13 protein-coding genes are annotated in these 18216 nt (G+C 35.4%); 3 read left to right on the top strand and 10 right to left on the bottom strand.

Annotated features, from left to right (window positions below):
- Nucleotides 1-30 precede the first annotated feature (30 nt).
- From KH172YL63_RS01615 to KH172YL63_RS01590, 6 genes are all read right to left on the bottom strand, one after another.
- Complete coding sequence (locus tag KH172YL63_RS01615; protein WP_232066090.1) at nt 31-2217, bottom strand: Z1 domain-containing protein; 2187 nt, start codon at nt 2215-2217, stop codon at nt 31-33.
- Nucleotides 2218-2562: 345 nt separating this feature from the next.
- Nucleotides 2563-4446, bottom strand: coding sequence for an N-6 DNA methylase (locus KH172YL63_RS01610; protein WP_173104473.1), 1884 nt, complete (start codon nt 4444-4446; stop codon nt 2563-2565).
- 337 nt (nt 4447-4783) lie between these two features.
- Nucleotides 4784-5941, bottom strand: a complete 1158-nt coding sequence (locus KH172YL63_RS01605; protein ID WP_173104472.1) for a tyrosine-type recombinase/integrase — start codon at nt 5939-5941, stop codon at nt 4784-4786.
- A gap of 577 nt (nt 5942-6518) precedes the next feature.
- The gene (locus tag KH172YL63_RS01600) at nt 6519-7436 is read right to left on the bottom strand and encodes a tyrosine-type recombinase/integrase (RefSeq protein ID WP_173104471.1); all 918 of its coding nucleotides are present in this window, start codon (nt 7434-7436) and stop codon (nt 6519-6521) included.
- Nucleotides 7436-8617 carry a tyrosine-type recombinase/integrase gene (locus KH172YL63_RS01595; protein ID WP_173104470.1) on the bottom strand — a complete coding sequence of 394 codons (1182 nt, stop codon included), beginning with the start codon at nt 8615-8617 and terminating at the stop codon, nt 7436-7438. The genes KH172YL63_RS01600 and KH172YL63_RS01595 overlap by 1 nt, the downstream gene beginning before the upstream one ends.
- A gap of 1 nt (nt 8618) precedes the next feature.
- Nucleotides 8619-10301 carry a tyrosine-type recombinase/integrase gene (locus KH172YL63_RS01590; RefSeq protein WP_173104469.1) on the bottom strand — a complete coding sequence of 561 codons (1683 nt, stop codon included), beginning with the start codon at nt 10299-10301 and terminating at the stop codon, nt 8619-8621.
- Nucleotides 10302-10867: 566 nt separating this feature from the next.
- On the opposite strand from KH172YL63_RS01590, the gene KH172YL63_RS01585 reads away from it, so the two are divergent.
- From KH172YL63_RS01585 to KH172YL63_RS01575, 3 genes are all read left to right on the top strand, one after another.
- On the top strand, nt 10868-11095 hold the full coding sequence (locus KH172YL63_RS01585) for a helix-turn-helix domain-containing protein (protein WP_232066089.1): 228 nt from the start codon (nt 10868-10870) through the stop codon (nt 11093-11095).
- Between the two features lie 472 nt (nt 11096-11567).
- Entirely contained in the window at nt 11568-11789 is a 222-nt protein-coding gene (locus KH172YL63_RS01580) for a helix-turn-helix domain-containing protein (RefSeq protein WP_173104468.1), read from the top strand.
- 119 nt (nt 11790-11908) lie between these two features.
- A complete protein-coding gene (locus tag KH172YL63_RS01575; protein WP_173104467.1) occupies nt 11909-13144 on the top strand; it encodes a site-specific integrase in 1236 nt (411 codons plus the stop codon).
- A gap of 152 nt (nt 13145-13296) precedes the next feature.
- Here KH172YL63_RS01575 and KH172YL63_RS01570 read toward each other — a convergent pair whose 3' ends face one another.
- The 4 genes from KH172YL63_RS01570 to KH172YL63_RS01555 are packed head-to-tail and all read right to left on the bottom strand — an operon-like array spanning nt 13297 to nt 17915.
- The gene (locus KH172YL63_RS01570; protein WP_173104466.1) at nt 13297-13680 is read right to left on the bottom strand and encodes an SMI1/KNR4 family protein; all 384 of its coding nucleotides are present in this window, start codon (nt 13678-13680) and stop codon (nt 13297-13299) included.
- Nucleotides 13681-13696: 16 nt separating this feature from the next.
- A complete protein-coding gene (locus tag KH172YL63_RS01565) occupies nt 13697-14824 on the bottom strand; it encodes a hypothetical protein (protein WP_173104465.1) in 1128 nt (375 codons plus the stop codon).
- Nucleotides 14825-14836: 12 nt separating this feature from the next.
- The gene (locus KH172YL63_RS01560) at nt 14837-15682 is read right to left on the bottom strand and encodes a hypothetical protein (RefSeq protein ID WP_173104464.1); all 846 of its coding nucleotides are present in this window, start codon (nt 15680-15682) and stop codon (nt 14837-14839) included.
- Between the two features lie 13 nt (nt 15683-15695).
- Nucleotides 15696-17915, bottom strand: a complete 2220-nt coding sequence (locus KH172YL63_RS01555) for a dynamin family protein (RefSeq protein WP_173104463.1) — start codon at nt 17913-17915, stop codon at nt 15696-15698.
- Nucleotides 17916-18216 lie beyond the last annotated feature (301 nt).

The following is an 18216-nucleotide window of genomic DNA, read 5'->3' as shown; positions in this document are numbered from 1 at the left end:
ATACATACCAAATGATATTTTACTCAAAAATCACTTAATAGTTTCCTTAGCATAAACCGTTGTTTCAATATTTGATTGAGCGAGCATTACCGGCCACCAAAAAGGTGTGTCTCTCCATCCTTTATCTGCATCACCATTTTGCTTTAGTAGCATAACAGCAGGGTGGTCAACTGCAACTTTTCTTGCTACTTTTAGCTCTCCTTTGTCACCTTTAGGTGTATCAGGGGAGTTCTCAAATCTTCCTTCCGAATCAATTCTTGTAATATTTCTCCCTTCTCGGACTATAATCCAGACAAACTTTTCTTTACTATCCAATGTCAAATAGTCCAGAATAGAGAAATATTCATCTAAATCCCACTCGTAGCCATCTTCCATTACAAGGGTTTCATGTATTTTCGAGAGAATTCTCTTCACTTCACTTAAAGGTGCTAAAAATGCATCATTGTCCATGACTTGTGGTGAATATTGTTTTAATTCTTGAATTACTTTAGAGACCGCTTCTACTTTTTGACTGATGTATGACTTATATCCAGTCTGAAAACCGACTGGTAATACCCTCTTATGAGGCTTTAGCGTTACAAGGTTGGAAAGTAATATTTTGTTCGGGCTACATGGAACAATTTTATTTGATGTATCTTTCTGAACAAATACTACACCTTGATTATGTCCTTTTTCAAAGGCTACTCTCAATTCAGTATCAAATTCATGGATTCTCTCCATGATATTATAAATTTTCCTAGTAGTATAAAACCTAGTCACAGCTATATCTTCCATGGATCTTGCTCCATACATACGTGAATGCTGCAATACGGTATCTTGTTGAAAGGATTTTGGGTTTCTGCCATAGAAAAATCCCGTTAAATTACCAATTGTTATTCCTCTATCTAGAATTTGACCTCCGATAAAGATGTTCATTGGTGTCCGCAGTTGCAGTTGTCCATTAGAGTCTAGTAGTTCTTCTACATCCTTATCTGAATTCACTGTCGAAACAACAATCATTTCTTGAATTAATGCCTCATTAACCTCTTGTAGAACTTCATTAAATGAGGGTTCTGGTGTTTGAACGAGCCTAACTGATTTCATTAAGTGACTATATGACTGTTCAATCCACCCAATAAACAAATCGTTTTTTTCTTCTGCTAATTTACCCAGATCCTCTAGAATGAGTTTAATAAGTTGTTGTTGCCAATCATGTGCTCCTTTTCCTCTCTCAGTATGAACAACCATCGAATATTTTTCTTCATCCTCATTTAGGTATCTTTGCTGCCATCGTCTGATACAACTACCTACAATAAAATTTATAACCGCCTGATTTAGATTATATAAATTCTTTTGAGTGAGTAGACTTGCTTTTCTAACACGGCGCAAATCCATTTTTTTCATAACATCTAAATCATTATCAGTAATTTCGCTGTATAAGTAATAAGCTGGTGAATCTTCATTTTTTGATTCGTCAAAGTACAAATCACCGCCCACATATTTATCATGTATAGGTACTAACTCCGTAAACGCAGGCCTAACAGGTTCAAACTTAAGGAAATCATTAATCTCCCTCTCATCCGGCTGTAGATAAAGCGAGTAAGGAGTAGCAGTAACCTGTAAAAATGATCCTTTGCTTACATTCGCCCTAATATTATCAATCTTTGAGGCTATTACTTTCATTTCAATGATATTTTTCTCTGAATTGTTATCATAGGAAACACTCGCAAAATCCGCCTCATCATCAATAAATAAAATGTTTTTATTCTTAAGATCAGGATAAGTTTCAAACAGAGCATCACTTATTCTGTCCATATTCCTTGTTTCTTTTTTAACAACAATGGCAAGCTTTTTATTTAGTTCCCATTTACTTAAATTAGAAGGTAAGGACATAATATCGTAAACACGCATTTTGTCACGTACTATCATTCCATCAAACTCTTGGTTTAATCGAGCTATAGTTTGTTTAACCAATGCTTTAGTACCTTTAGTTAAGATAATTACGACATCATAACCATTGTCATAGGCTAGACCCATTATTCCTAGAAAAGTTCTTGTTTTACCAGACTGAATCTTCCCCAGTAACATACCAGGTTTATTAGCTGATGTCTGTTCTTCCATCAAGTTGTGAACAGTACTTTCAATACAATCTAAGTACTCATTCCCATAATTGTTTTTGTTCTTTAAGAAATTGTAAAAGTTCCCCTTGGTTTCGAGTGATAATTGAGTTGTCTTCAATATTTGCTTCCTCCTCTATTTGGTTATAGTAACTTCATATAAGATAAGAAATCATTTGATAACTTTATGCAGTAAAACTATTAAATTCTTTTAATTCCTGTAGATAAAAATTTTCAACCTCACTTCTTTTACCAATTAGATATTCTTCCAGACTTATCTCATTAACCTGGGATATTACATTACTTTTAACACCAGGCATCTCAGAAGCTAAATCCATTTACCATAATTGGATTATAGGATGCTTCCGTTACCAGAAACCTCGCTACGCTTACTTCATTCTTTCGCCCTACATGACCGTAACGTAACACAACCTTCCAATATTTCCATTTCATAAATCCCCCTACATTAGTCGATAATCAGAAACGAATCTCGAATCCCCATATTTTCATATAGTTTCAGTTGTATTTGTTTTTTCTCTTCTTCTAGCTGCTGTAGTCTCTCATGAATACTACTATTCATTTGGTGAAATCCTTCTACAATTTCCATTTGTGCTTCAATATCTATTACTGGTACTTTTATATCCTCAAGGTCTTTAGGGTTTATCGTTAGGATATTCGTGCCTATTTGCTTACTTGTAAGCATGTACTGACCTACTGGGCTTTCTAAATACTCTTTAAGAAAATAAGGGTCTAGTTGGTTTGTACACCTAATACCTAAGAAATTATGAGTCAAAATAATATTCTCTTCGACATGAGGTACGACAGCAATCTTTATACTTGTTCCTCGGTTAGAAATGATTACATCTCCACGTTGCACAAGATACATTTCCACCTTTGATTTACGTTTCAAAGTAACGCTTGTTAATTCCTCCAAGTTAATTTCGCCATCTTTTACATCCGAAAGTTTTATGATTTTATAATCTCCAGATCCCTCTTCTACTGATTTCGAAGAAACATTAAATCCTCTGTATATGGACTGTGCTAAATTGGTTAAAGATACGTTATTAGATTGATTATTTATTTTGTCTTGTATAACTCTCACCTTACCAAATGTATCTACAACAATTTCATCCTCTTCTAAGTAGCGTTTACACAACAGATCTGCATCTTCAATCTGGTTGGTCTTAATGAATTTACTAAAACCTTTTATTTCTGTTCCTTTATCATACGCATTAACAATCTTTTCAATATTTTCATGCTCGAGTTGTTTTCTTCGTCTATTTAATTGTGTAAATTCTTCTTCAGCATTGATAAATAGTATCTTGCCTTTACGATCACTAGGCTTATTTTTATTTAGTACAAGTAAATTCGTTTGAATACCCGTTTCAGCATAAATATTCACTGGTAATGCAATTACCGCTTCAATAACATCAGCAGTAATCATGTTTTGACGAATTGTGTCTTCAACTCCCTGTCTAAACAACGTACCATTAGTTACAACAAATACTGCTTTTCCGTTTTGATTTAATGATGACAACCCATGCATAATGAATGCCATATCAGCACTTCTTCTTGGCGGTTTTCCATATATAAAACGATTATATGAGTCGTTTAGCAACGTTTCATATTCAGTAATGTTCAATGAAAATGGAAAATCCATCATCACTCTATCAAACTTTGCTATATTCTTTCCTTCGATAAATGCTGGCTTAAGGAGCGTATCTCCTAACCGTAGCTCGGCATTTTCTACACCATGAAAGAGTAAATTGAGCTGCGCAAGCGCCCAATTGTTATGGTTCACTTCTTGACCAAATAATTGTATTTTCCCAGCATTTTCAATTGTGTATTTTTCCACTTCCACAATCGTAGCTCCAACACCAGCAGTACCATCATAAAAAGCACCTGATTGTGGCTGTAATAATGCTACCCCTAATTGATTGACACTTTCTGGTGAATAATATCCACCATCTTTCTTCCCTTCATTTTCGTAAAGGTAATTAAACAGTTTATCAATTAAGATAGCCCATTTGTCATTTGTCAGTTCCATATTATTTACTTGAAGCAAAAAGTTAAATAACATTTTCTGACTTAACCCTTCTGAAGTAAAAATATCATACACACCTTTTAATTCTGGATGTTCGTTTTCAACGAGTTTAAAAGCATGAATGAGACTCTCCACCAGGTTATCTTCATGTCTTAATATGCTACAAATCTGAGCTTCTTCAGGAATTTTGTTATTATTCTTTAGAAACTGCAGACTATAAATCGGAAATGCAACATTTTTCATTTTTTTTAGTGGCAAATTCCCGCGTAATAAATTCAATTGATTGAATAACATGTTCTCTTCCATTAAGTTAACAACCCCTTACTTTTAAGTTAGTTATTTAATTACTAACTTTGTTAAATTAAATATAATTCAAAATGGATAACGAGTCAACTGATTTTTGATAATTTAATTACTAACTTCGGTTTTTGTTGTTATTTACTTATATTGTTTCATGTAAACTGAATTTCATTAAGTAACCAATAGAACTAACTTAAATGGGGTTATTCTATTAATTGTCACTACAAAGCACCTTAAAAGGCCCAAAACAATTTTAGTTAATAAGAATCCAAATAAAAAGAAGCCCTAACACAAAGTTTGAGCTTCTTTTATAATTTCAGGCCAAAGTCTATAGAATTGTTATTTACTCAATATCATTCTCTTTGCCATTTACTCCAAAAAGTTTAATTGATTTCATTGAATCAGAAAATTGTGGTGGCAAAAAGTGATAAAGTGTATCAACACTCTTGTAACCCAATTGCTTACTTACAAGGTAGAGAGGGACTCCAGCCTTGATAAGCAAACTAGCGTGCGTTTTTCTTATATCGTGGAAGTTAATTTTACTGATATTCGCTTTATCAACTATACGATTAAATCTAGCACGAACGGTAGATGATCTTTGAACCCCACCACCTTTTTTAGGGAAAACCAGATCATGTTCATCTTCATATTGGTCTCCTAGCTCTTCCTTCATTAATTGCTGTTCTTCTTTGTGTTTTTGTAACTTAGGTAACAATTGTGAAGGAATCATGACGTTTCGAAAATCACTTCTCATTTCCATAATGTTACGTTTGCCACCTACTCCAACACCCACACTTTTCTTAACAATTATCGCCTGGTGATCAAAATCAATATCACTCCATGATAAAGCCAAAATCTCTGCTAGTCTTAATCCTGTAGATATTCCAAATTCATACATCATACCTTCACCTTCTGAGTAAGCGACTTCAAGTAATCTTTCTACTTCTGATTCGCTCAAAATTACGGGAATACGATTCGGAACTTTTACCATGTTCATATAGCGTACAGGATTTTTATCAAGATATCCTTTTTTTACAGCCGAACGAAACAAAGTTGACAATAAGTTATGAACGCTACCAACTGTACTTTTCGAGTATCCTTCATGGTCTTTTTGAGCAAACAATTCTGCTATTTCTTGTTCAGTAATTTCATGAAGGTACTTATCACCAAAATAAGGAACAATATGTTTTTTTAATAAAGCTTGTCTCACTTTGAAAGTCTGGTGTTTAATCACATGAGCATATTCCCCATAAAACCAATCTTCCACGTATTCATTGAAAAGGACCTTTGTTGCCTGTTGCTCTTTTGGTTCTGTTTCCATAAAAATACTTAATTCACTTGTATCGCTTCCAAGTTCATCAAGAAACTTATCAGCTTCTTCACTAGTAGGAAACGATTTTTGCTTCATATAGCGTTTGCCAGTTTTAGAATCTAATTTCTCATCGTAAATCACCGCATACCTCATTCTTAATCCTTTTTCAATTATTACTTTTTTAGCCATAACTATTCCCCCAAATACAAGTAAGCAGGTATTATGTATAAATCATTATCCATGCTTACTTGTTTTATTTTTTTGTTCACTTTAACTATTAGGTCCAGCTCCGATTACCAATGTAATCTTATAATTGACTCTGACTCGTCGATTTTTCTAATATTTAACATGAATCCCCCCTTTCAATTCTGCTCAAGTTAAAATTTACAAATAAAAAAGGGCAGACGGATAGTGAGATCACTAATCCATCGCCCTGGTCCTTCCAGCCACAATGCATTTACATAAGGCAACTATATTAAGTTACCTTAATTATATTTGAGTGTATTACAACCTAGCAATTGTAAGCGATAAAGAATTTTTTTGATCATTTATTAATTATGAGTATCGCATCACGAAGCCTAAAACTGTGATATAACTTACTTGTCCAGTGAAGTGATACTCCCGTAAACTCTACAAGCTATTCAGGATTAACTATTCTTGCTATCTGAATTGTTGTCGTGCCATATTAGTGATAAAGATCACCTTACCTTACTCCTACAGCATGCATTACTAAAGCAAGACTCAACGGTTTCAATCGACCATTAAACTAATCAAGGTATCCGTTTAATTCAACATGAATGGGTAAGTAACCGAGCGTTGTTTTTAATTTCTTATGTCGAAGTTGTCTTTGAATGGACTTATAATCGTTTCCCTCTTTATACAATAGATAGGCCATTGTTGCTCTTAAATCATGGTTGGTTACTTTCCGTGTTATTTTTGCCTTCTTTCTAAGTTTATCCAAAAACTTATTAAGATCTGCCGGAGTAAAAGGCTTGTTTTTCATAAAAAACAACTCCTTATCTCTCTCCTTTGACCAGGCGATAAAATAGGGGTGATTCACATACTCCCAAAGCTTCTTTCGGAGGGCAGGTGTCATTCGAACCGTACCAATTATCGTTTTACGCCCTTTATCAATGACAATGATATTGTGTTCGAAATCTATTTGCGAAACAGTAAGTTTGCATAATTCCTTTGCTCTTAATCCACATGTGGTTTGCAGCAAAAGGATCAAATAGTATTGTTGAAGAAAAGGATCGAAATCATAAGCTGCCTTTAACAGTTTTAAGCACTCTTCTTCACTTAACGATCTGTTTCGAAACGATTCATAGTAGAATGGATTTTTGAAATGTCTCAGTGGGTTATATTCCATCAAGTCATAATCAACCAATAGATCCATAAAGCTTTTTACAACGGTAAAACCTAGTTTTGCTTGGGATCGTGTTTTGTTCTCTTGAAGATACTCAACAAACCCATCCATAAAATCCAGATCAATCGGGGCATACTGATCATGAACCTTGCTATAATAAAACTTTTCAAAGTTAAGCTCCCCCTTCCATCCCGATATACCTAAATATTCCTCAAAGACTTTTAAATGGCTAATATACATTTGAACCGACCTGGGCTTTAATGTATTTAGCTCCTTCCACTTCTGAAAGTAAATAGACGAAAAGAGAATCCCTTCCACTAGTTATCAACTCCCATGTGTTTTAATTGATCAGTTTCCAGCTGTGCAAAAGGATGTTTATCCATAGCTTTTTGGTACTGCTCATCAAATAAATTTAAATAAACTTCTGTAGAACCAATAGATTTGTGTCCTAAGAGTTCCTTGACAATATAAATATCCATCCCGCTCTCGAGGGCATAGATTGCAAAGGAATGCCTGAACGAATGGGTCGAATAGTTCACTTTCACCTCTTCTCCACGATCACTGTCCCACACTTTATCCTGAACCACGTTATTCTCAATAGCCGTATCAATCAATCCCCTGACCATTCTTTGAATGGCCCGATTAGACAGGGAGACCCGTCCATTGTCATCTGAAAAAACGTAAAGGCGTTGGTAGTCTGTCTCACTTAAAACATTCTTTAAGTGAGAGTAAGTGAAATTGACATAGTATTTTAATGCCTTGATGGCTCCTTTTGTCATGAACCGTTTCACTTTTGCTCGTTCTTTACGTCCTTTCGCTTTAACTTTTATCCAACCTTTTTCAAAATTCATATCACCAATTTGAAAATGTAACTCGTCCACTCGAATCCCTGTTCCCACAAGCGTCCAAAGTATCGTATAGTTTCGAAGGGCACATCGTGTTAAGCGGGACAAATTCAGTAAATAATCAATTTGTTCGGCGGTAAAGGCTCGTGGGGGTTGTGGATCTGGGTCATTCAGTTGTAGTGCCCTTTTATTTAATTGATTGATTTTTTTCTCGCTTAGCAGATCTCTTGCTACTGAATCGATAAAGGTTCTTAGAAAAGCCGCCTTTTTTCTTCGAGTCGATTCCGCTATATCTGGCCGTTGTATATATTCCTCTAACTTTTCAGGAGTTAATACCTCTTTTAACAAGACATCCGTTGATAGATCTTCATCGATATTGACCCCAAAGTACTTACAAAAACTTCTCATTTCACTTTTATAGGATGACTGGGAGGAAGGGGAAACACTTTGGTAGGTTGAAAATTCATCCTCTAAAAAGTGCTGCGCTGCTTCCAACAACGTTATCTCTTTAGTTTCAGGGTTCTTTTCTTCCGTTAAAAGAACACCTATGGAGCCAAGTTCTTTTTCCACCTGAACCTGCCCGTATTTTTTCAAAAGTGTTTGTACTTCATCCTTGATAGTGAATTGAGGATGGTCCTCTTTTTCTAGTGCCATGTTAATTCGCCTCCCACGGAAAAGAAATATGTTGTGCTTTCTCTCCAACTTCGCCTTCCGTTCGGTGGATATATAGGGAAGTCGTGGCGAGGTCGTCGTGGCGAGCCAAACGTTTAAGCACTTTAGGTGTTACGTTTTTCTCGGTTAAACGCGTGATATACACGTGGCGCAACTGATGGGGACCACTCGCCTCTTTCCAGTCTGCAATCAAGGTAAATATTCGGTACTTTAAAGACAAGATCGCTCTTAGTGGTTGTTCTTTCATTCCAAACACTAACCCGTTCTCTTGTTTTTCTACCTCCTGCAAGAGATCCATAAGCGGTGAAGGTAAGGGTAAGGAGTGTACCTTCCCTCCCTTTGCTGTAAACTTTACGTCCTCAAGGGTCCAACTAATGTTTTCCCATTGTAATCTCGCCAGTTCACATGATCGAAATCCCAGATAGATCATAAACCCAAATGCCAGTTTATCTAGTTGTGGTGTATCGGAATATTGTTCGATGGCAGTAAAGAACTTTTTTATTTCTGTATCCGTTGGCATGTAACGAGATTGATAGTCATCCCCCTCGATATTCCGAATGCCCCTTGTAATATCGTTTTTAATAAACCTCATATGATAGAGGGTTCTAAAAAAGGTTTTGATATTTTTAAAATGTTTCATGGAACCATTTTCTGCAAACCTGCCGCTTTGGACCCCTTTGATGAGATAGTTTTTATACGTCTTTAAGTGTTCTTGTGTAAACAAGGTAAAGGGAACTTTATCGATTGGATAAGTACTAAAGTCATTTAGAATATTGCAGGACCATCGTAAATAACGATGCAGTTCATATCGAAACTTATCTAACCGGTCTGGTTTCGTTCCCTGCCTCTTTTTATAAGTCAGAAATGATTGCACGGCCGGCGGTAGCACCACCTCCTTACGTTCTTTGGGTGTATACGTTAAAGACGATTCTGTAAAGGGATTCATTTGTTTGTAAAACAAAGCAAAGTTTTGAAAATAAAACTTACTTGTGATTATCTCTTCATAGAGTTCTTGATTTAAAAAGTCTTCTCGTACAAGTTCAAATGGTTTTTTCCGTGTTGCCTTACTGACCAATGACTCGAATTCGGTAAATCGTAAAATGAGTATATACACCGATTTATAATTGAGCCGTTTCGACCGCTTTACTAAAAACTGTCGAATCGGTTTGGACTCTAGTTCACTGATCATATTGTCTATGAACCACTGCTTTAACCCTTCCTCTCCTAAAGGAATCACGTTCTTTTGATGGGAGGTTTTAAATAAGCTTTCCATAATGGAGATCAACTCTTCCTTTGAAAATTTATCTCCATTATGCTCAAGCCATTTTGATTTTAAACCTAGTTCCTGCGATGTTTTAGTCAGATAACTTCCGGACCATGCAGTTATAGCCTTTTCCTCAGTTCCAGAAAAATACTTATTCAAAAAGCCTTCTACAGTGCTTATTCCGTCAAATTCCGAAATGGTCTCTCCTTCTCTCTCGACTGGTTGTTTCTCTTCCTTATCGATACCTTCCTGTTCAAAGTCATTTGGAGAAGCACCACAAAGTTCATTTTTGGAAACAGCCAAGTCAACTTCTAAAAAATGCCCGTCTATGCTTTTCTGTTGATCCGCTTCATCCAAAGTAAAATCAAATAAAGATAATTGAAGTGACTCTCGGTATTGCATAATAAAATCCTCCTTAAAGACTTTTTTAAAAACTAAAACCGCAAATCATTTTCTCGGAAGCATATAGCAACAAAAAAAGCACTGTCCTTATATCTGAAGAGGATACACGTATGGTGTATTTCTGCAGATATAGAGACAGTGCTTCTGCTCTAGATCTATTTAAAATAGACTATTAAATTATATGGCAACGAGTTCAATTAATTTTTTATGAATTGCTTATATTTAAAATCTATCACAACAACAGTAGCTATGTAAACTATAAGTGAAGAGTATCCCTACATACTAATTAATGATAAATTTTCTTTCACTTAGATTTATATCTACCGGAAAATATCATCGCAATTCAGTACTTGACAGTTCATTATATTCCACTCTATGATGTGTAACATAATAATATTTAACAAAATCAATTGGGTAAACCCCACAGATTGGATCACAGGAAGGACCTGTATTCGACGTATAAGATTACTTCTAAAAAAGTATGTAATCTTTTATCTTGGATGCAGTCTGCCTTTCTTTCCAAATCTGTGGGGTTTTCTTTTTTGATTGAACAGGAGGGTAAGAAATTGAAAAAAGCAGAAACACACATCCCGTGGGAATTGCTACCGGATACTTTGACAGCGCAACACATATGCAAGATTCTCGGGATATCCAAAAGAAGAGTATATGAGTTGTTTGAAGTTCATATCGAGCATGGTGGAATCCCTACATTTCGAATTGGAGCATCAATAAAGGTAGACAAAACGGAGTTTAAACAATGGCATGAAGGGAGAAAAGAGAGCAACTCAAAATAAAGAACGTATTTACCTATTAATAAAAGAAACAAATCCATTTAAGGTATAGTAAAGAATCCTTGGAGTATTTATCTATCTCTTAATTTTATATTCTTTGTTCCACGCCTGACATAGTGCTACGACGGGGATAATCTCTGTCAGGAGCAAAAAAACTTTGAGCTGTAGTAAAACACCCGCTTACTAGTCTTGTATTCCGTATTATTCATTAAAAAGAGAATATATATAACCTCAAGAAAAAACATAAAAAAGTTTCGTACCTATGTTCGCCATTCTAAAAGAAATAAGTTAACATGAAAACCAGAAAGAATAAAATGAACTGGGTTAAGTTAAACCCCACAGATTGGAATGAGGAAGCACCCATCCAATCCAAGAAATAAGTTGGTCACGTTAAACCACCTTGTTGTCTTGGTAGGAGTGTGCCTTCTTTTCTCATCTGTGGGGTTTTTCTTTTGACCTTCAGGAGGAATTTATTATGAACAAAACAAAAAAACACACAACTTGGGAATCGCTACCGGATACTTTGACAGCACAACAGATTTCAGAATTCCTTGGAATATCTAGAAAAACAGTTTACGAGTTATTAAAAGTGCATGTTGAGCATGGTGGAATTCCCAACTATGAAATTGGGATTTCAAAAAGAGTGGAAAAAGATGATTTAATGCAGTGGATTAAACGACTGAAGAATAAGAAATAAGCATAGCCACTGATGGAAACAAGTATATAGGGAAAGGCTCTAGTAATAATTTATGTGGAGCCTTCTCCTACCTTTCTACATTATATTATTTATATTTGGAAGTGAGGTAACAAAGGAGTATGAAAGGTCATTATAAAAGAAGGAATTGTAAGTGCAACCCTAAAAAGAAATGCGCCTGTGGTGGTAAAACCTGGACGTTTTGGGTAGACATTGGACCAGACCCCAAAACGGGGGAAAGAAGACAGGAAAGCAGAGGTGGATTTAAAACAAGGGGAGATGCAGAAGATGCTGTAAGAGCGATAATCACTGATGTGAAACAAGGTACATTTATTAAGGAATCTGATATTTTGTTTAAGGACTTTGCTGAACAATGGTTGTCTATGTATATTGAACGAACTTGTCCTAAACCTGGTACACTTCGACTTCGAAAATATAGCATAAATAAATTACTCCCCTACCTTGCTCACATTAAACTTAAAAACGTTTCAGAGGAAATGTTCCAAGATGCTCTAGATGATCTAAAAGCTAATAATTTGGCCAAAAGTACACTGGAGGGCATCTTAGCAACAGGTAAAATGATATTTGATATGGCCGTTCATAAGAAACTGATAAGAGAAGATCCAGCAAAAAAGGCTTATATTAAAAAAGATCCTAAAGTAATTAAAGAAACAGATGAGGATGATCAGAAGAATTCAGATGAGGATCTTCCAAATTACTTTGAGAAAAAAGAGCTGAAAATCTTTTTGAATTCAGCAAAGAAAAATGGACTGCTTATGGATGATCTCATTTTCACTATGCTAGCGTACACTGGTATGCGGGTAGGTGAATTAGTAGTACTTAAATGGAAAGATATTGATTTTACTAAGCGAACTGTCCGCATTAACAAAACGTACTATAACGAAAATAACAATATCGCTAAGTACGTATTGGTACAACCTAAGACAGAGAAATCTAAACGTAAAATTATTGTATCAAGTCTTGTGATTGAAATGCTTAAAAAGCATAAAGAAGAACAAGAAAGAACCATTGTTAGATTAGGGGACCTATACACTAATAAAGGATTTATTTTTACAAATGTTAATAACCATCATGGCCTCCCTATCTTAACCAAGTTAGTGGAAAATAGGATGAAAAGATTACTTAAATTAGCTAATTTAAATATGAAGCTCTCTCCTCATAGCTTACGTCATACACACACTTCACTACTTGCGGCAGCTGGAGTTGAACTGGAAGACATTAGAGATCGATTAGGTCATTTTGATGATGAAATAACCAGGAAGATATATCTTCATATTACAGACCCTGAGAAGAGAGAAGCATCTGATAAATTTGATAACTTCATGGAAAGTGAATAGTGATGATTAATTATGGTGAAAGCAAAATTAATCATTTTGCTTTCACTTAGCTTTTCTATAGAACAGTTGATTTGTACTGCGTAATAATGACTTTTATCTTATGAGAACCTTAATGATAGGTAAAACATACAGGTGACGTGGGATTGGTGTTCCTAAAGCTTTATCTGATCAATGATATTCTCTAAGAACTCGTTAAAAGAATTAAATAACAGTTCCTTCTCCCATTCTCCCGCACCATGAACGGCAGTGTATACCTTCCCATTTTTAATGAAAATAGGATCTCCTTCTCTTGTAGCAACTACGAAGAATTCTTCAGGCATTCTATATTCTTGTTGTAGTGCTGGTAAGGAATCAGCAGAATATAACTTTATTGATGTTAGGTCTGACATCCTTAGTTCTACGTCAACTGGATTAGCATAACTGTAAAATTTACGTACTGGTTCTGGAAGGCTCTTACTAGTTGAATCCTCTAATTCCGCAAAATCATTTCGTTCATCTTGCTGTTTTGCTTTTTTGACAAACTTTTCGTAAAGCAATATCCTCACCTCCCTATCAATAAATTGGTCTTACTTTATTAATGGTAAAATGCCTAATCTCCTCAAGAAGCTTTTCGAACAATTTATTCTTTATAAAGTGGTAAAAAGTCATTAGGATACCGATGCTAAGCGATGCTATTAGACCAGCATAGCCTCCCCAAATGCCTTGGGCGACTATCGAGATAAAGAGAACCCCTAGCGAATATCCAAGTGTTTTACCAGCCTGTTTGAGAGCGAATGAAGTGGTATTCCCCTTCCACTTTAGCTTTATAAAAACATATGCACTAAACACAATAGACGAAACTGCACCGACTACAGCCATATTACACATTTTTAATAGGTTCTCTGTTAAAGCAAAGCCTAGTCGTTCAGAAGCGGTTTGAGCTAGTGCAGTAGTCGCTGCTTCTCCTATTCCTCGGACAATTCCATGATTGACTACTGCAAGCGCTGAAGATTCAGTCCCTGTTTTAAGCCCAACGACACCTGCTTCCATTAACGATTTAGAAGAAACACCATGTTTTGCAAGTGTGGCAATAGCTCCAATGGTAAATCCTACTCCTAAGCCAATAGCAGCTGCTAAGCCGATTCCAGTTAATTCGTTTTTAAACACGCGTTGATTATTAACATCCTCTAGTCGGGCATTTCGATCAACAAGTTCACCTTCCGTTGGATTACGAAAGTCTCCCCCGTGCTCTGCTAAATGCTCCTGCTTGCTTTTTACAATCTTTATGTTATCTGGATTGGCTTGTTCACCTGGATGATCCTTAACCGAATTAATATGATGCCCCTCGGCACCTCGAACTTTTCCCGTATCAAGAATCTCCTGCCTCTGCCCTTTACTCCAGCCAGCAGTGCCTTGTCCGCCCATTTTTATCTCTGCCTGCTCATATTTCCAAGCGATGGAGACCCCTTCATTACGAAGGGATGTATCTCCATGCGACAATGAACTTACTTTAGCATGTAACTCCTGTCGCCTCTCATTTAAATTCGTAAAAATCTGATCAAATTGTTCATTGTAGGCATTTGTTGTATTGATTGTCCCGAATGTATTTGTACTATGTATTGGCATAGCAATAATATTCGCATTTGAAAATGAAATGGAGAGACCCGCTGGACGTATTATAGACCTTCTTTTACTAAACATGAGGACCTCCTGTTATTTTACTTTTTCAATTTCAATTGCTAACTCGGTTAACTTAAATTTCCCTTCTTCGTTAAGCTGACCGAAAATGTAAGAATAGATATGGTTGTAATAGATTAATGTCTCATTAACTAATTGACTTGAATCATAGGAGAACAACCTATTGCCAACAAGTCGTTTTAAATTAAGCATACTATCTTTATACTTATCTTCATTATTCTTGAACTCGTTATAAACATATTGGAAATCACTTACGGCCTTTTTATTGTAGGATTTAATTTTTAACTGTTCGAATTCAGTCAGCTTGGAGCTAATTACATTCGGGTACTCCCTTGTTAGTTCTTGATACAGACCTCCTTCATCCTTATCAAGAATAGCTTCATTAATTTGTTCCTCAGCCACTTTAACTTTTTCAAGAATTGTATTGAATTGTGTTTGGTCTTGACATTTAACAAGTTCATACTTGTATTCAGTAAGCTGGCGCAAAAATTCCGTTTGTTCTTTTTTGACTTCTTCAAAATTACGACTTGATTGCACTTCTTCTACTTGAAGGATTCCATTACGAAGTTCGTCCACTTCACTTTGGCAAGCCTGTATCATCCCAAGAACGTCCGGGCTCAACTCTGCATTTTCACTAAAAAATAGAATAGAAGAAGATGCCTGATCTAAAAATACTTTTCGAGTTGGGATGTCAATATTCCACTTTGCAATTTTCATGCTAAATTCAAAAAATGCTTGAAATACATCACGATCACTTATATTTTTATTGAATAGATTCTTAATAATCAAGTTTGCTTGCCAAACATCATTTTTATCGAAGTATTCCTGAAATAAGGCTAGCTGATCTGTAGTAGTTATCATTGTATCCCCTCCATTATGCCATTGCTGGTTCTGACAATGGCATTTCTACGAAAAAATCTTTTAGGTTAATGGCATTAATAATTCTCTGTTCAATATCTTTAATGCTATAAGAAGATACCATATCGTTTAAATCATCAACATATTTTTTCCACTCATCATCTAAGTAGTCAGCTGCTGCGTTAAATGCATTCTCAGTATCATCCCAAAACTTATCAATTTCTTCTACAAATTGACCAAATGTATCTTGGGCTGAATATTCCTTAACAATCTTTTTAGCAATACCTTTTTGCCAACCTCCTGTTGCAAAGGCAAATACTGACAAGCTAACAATAACAGCCAAAGCTATTCCTAATGTTATCGGACCACCAAGCGCAGCAACCACCGAGGCCGCACCAGCTGTTCCTCCAGCTACTGTAATCCCAAGTGCTGACAGAACACTTACTCCCTTAGCCACTAAGATATATGCTCCTAAATTTCCTAGTGTTGAAGCCCAGATTGCAAGACCGCCAAAGGTAGCTAGACCCGCTAATCCGCTGGCAAAAGCCTTTACCGCGTCAAAATTTACCTGGAACCCTTTTAGCTCACTTTCAAACTTATTAATTTGAACATTGAAGTTCTTTAGGTATTTATCAATGGATTTATTTAAATCTTCCGCATTGTCCTTTAAAACAACTTGCATCTTTGCTTGAATTTTACTACTTAGGTATCCTGCAAGGCTTTCCATGTCTTGTTTTTTCTTTTTATACTTTTTATCTTTAATAATTTCAACAATATTATCAACCGAAATAATAGAAGCAAATTCATCCTCAAACTGTTTGATTGACTCCTTATGAAGCTTCTCTACTTTTTCTAGTACTTCCATTCTAGCTTTTTGGTTTTCTTGAATTCGTATCGGTTCATTTTTACGAATATCAGCTAGTAATTGTTTATACTTTTCTCTTTCATAAATGATTTTTTCATATTGCTCGATATCATTTTCAAGTAATATCTTTGAGTCTTCAACGTACTTTTGTAACGACTCCTTTGCATTTTTATTAATTATTGTAGGGAGGTTTTCTAAAAGTTGTTTAACTTCCCGCTCAAAGTCTTCTCTCAAATAAGGCTTATCGGTTGTATAGGTAAAGAATCTATTTCTTAAATCATTTATTGTATGCTTATAAACCGATTGTTCCTCTCGATTTTGCCAAATCTCTTCCGGAACTTCACTATATAATCTAGTTGCACCTGCGTCTAAAATTCTTTCTAACTCCGTTTTATTTCCGTTATCAACGGTGTGTGACTGAGATGCAACAATAAATAAATTGTTAAGAGGACTTAGTTTGTTCCCTTTATTCTCAATAACAGGTAAAGAGTTTAAAGTCGTTTTTAAAAACTCAATATCCGTACCTCGTAAGAAACCATTAGCAATCGACATATAAATAACAACGTCTGCAATTTCTCTTGATTTCTGTGCTAGAATATCATCGTTTTTTCTATCACCTGTGCCAAATCCAGGTAAGTCAACAATATCGCATATTTGTAATATAGAACTTTCTACAAAAATTACAGCAGCCGAAGCATCCTCAATATCGTATTTGTCTCCTTGACGCGTGCCATAATCAGCTAACAAGGATGTAGTTCCACCTGCGATTTTCCATTTACTACAATAGTTTTCATTAGTAAGCTTTTTAACATCGAATCCATTCTTATCACCTTTAAAAATCCACACTTCATCTTCTATAAAGTCTGGCCGATCATCAATATGTTTAATATGTACGCTTATTGATGTGGTTGGTGTCCATGAAGTTGGCATTTTATCCATACCTAAAAGAGAATTAATTAATCTGCTCTTTCCAGCGTCAGACATACCTACTATTGCAACGGAAGGCTTAACAATGGTTGATTCAATCATTTGATATAAGTCTTTAATCATTTTTTTATATTTTTCTTCAGATGATAGCCTTATATCTTCAGTTTTCATCTTTATGTAGTCAAGCAATGTCTTTTTAATAAATGAAGAGGTCTCCCATGTGTTACTTACCTCTAAAGCATTAGGTATAGACTTTTTATATCCTACCAACTCATCTAAAGTTGTACCTGTTGCTTGAGCTATTTTTAAAAGCATACTGAATTCAATTGCCTCAGGAGTCTTTTCCATTCTAGAGACATAATCCTGCCGAACCCCTATCATCTTCGCAAAGTCGTCCTGCGTCATCTTTAGTACATTTTGTCGAAAATCCTTTAAATCAAACATCGTTCTCCCCCTACCAAATATTAGAATAATTTCTATCTATTGGAATAATAATTCATTTTTCTATCAACGTCAACTAAAATATGCGAAATTGCATATTTTCACACAAAAGTGAAGATAGATGAAACAAAAGATCCATTCCCATGTAGAATGTATAGTTTTTTTCGTTTGTTCTCTATGCATGACTCCCTAAGAAATAAAATTTTGTCTAACTATTGCGCACGCAGTACTACGCATAAATTCCCCTTATCATTTACATCACTCATTATTAAATCTCTCCTTATAAATGTGTCGAATAAACGGA

Origin of the sequence: Bacillus sp. KH172YL63 (assembly GCF_011398925.1) — a bacterium.
Classification (GTDB): Bacteria; Bacillota; Bacilli; order Bacillales; family Bacillaceae_B; genus Rossellomorea.
This window is presented reverse-complemented; position numbering and strand designations above follow the sequence as displayed.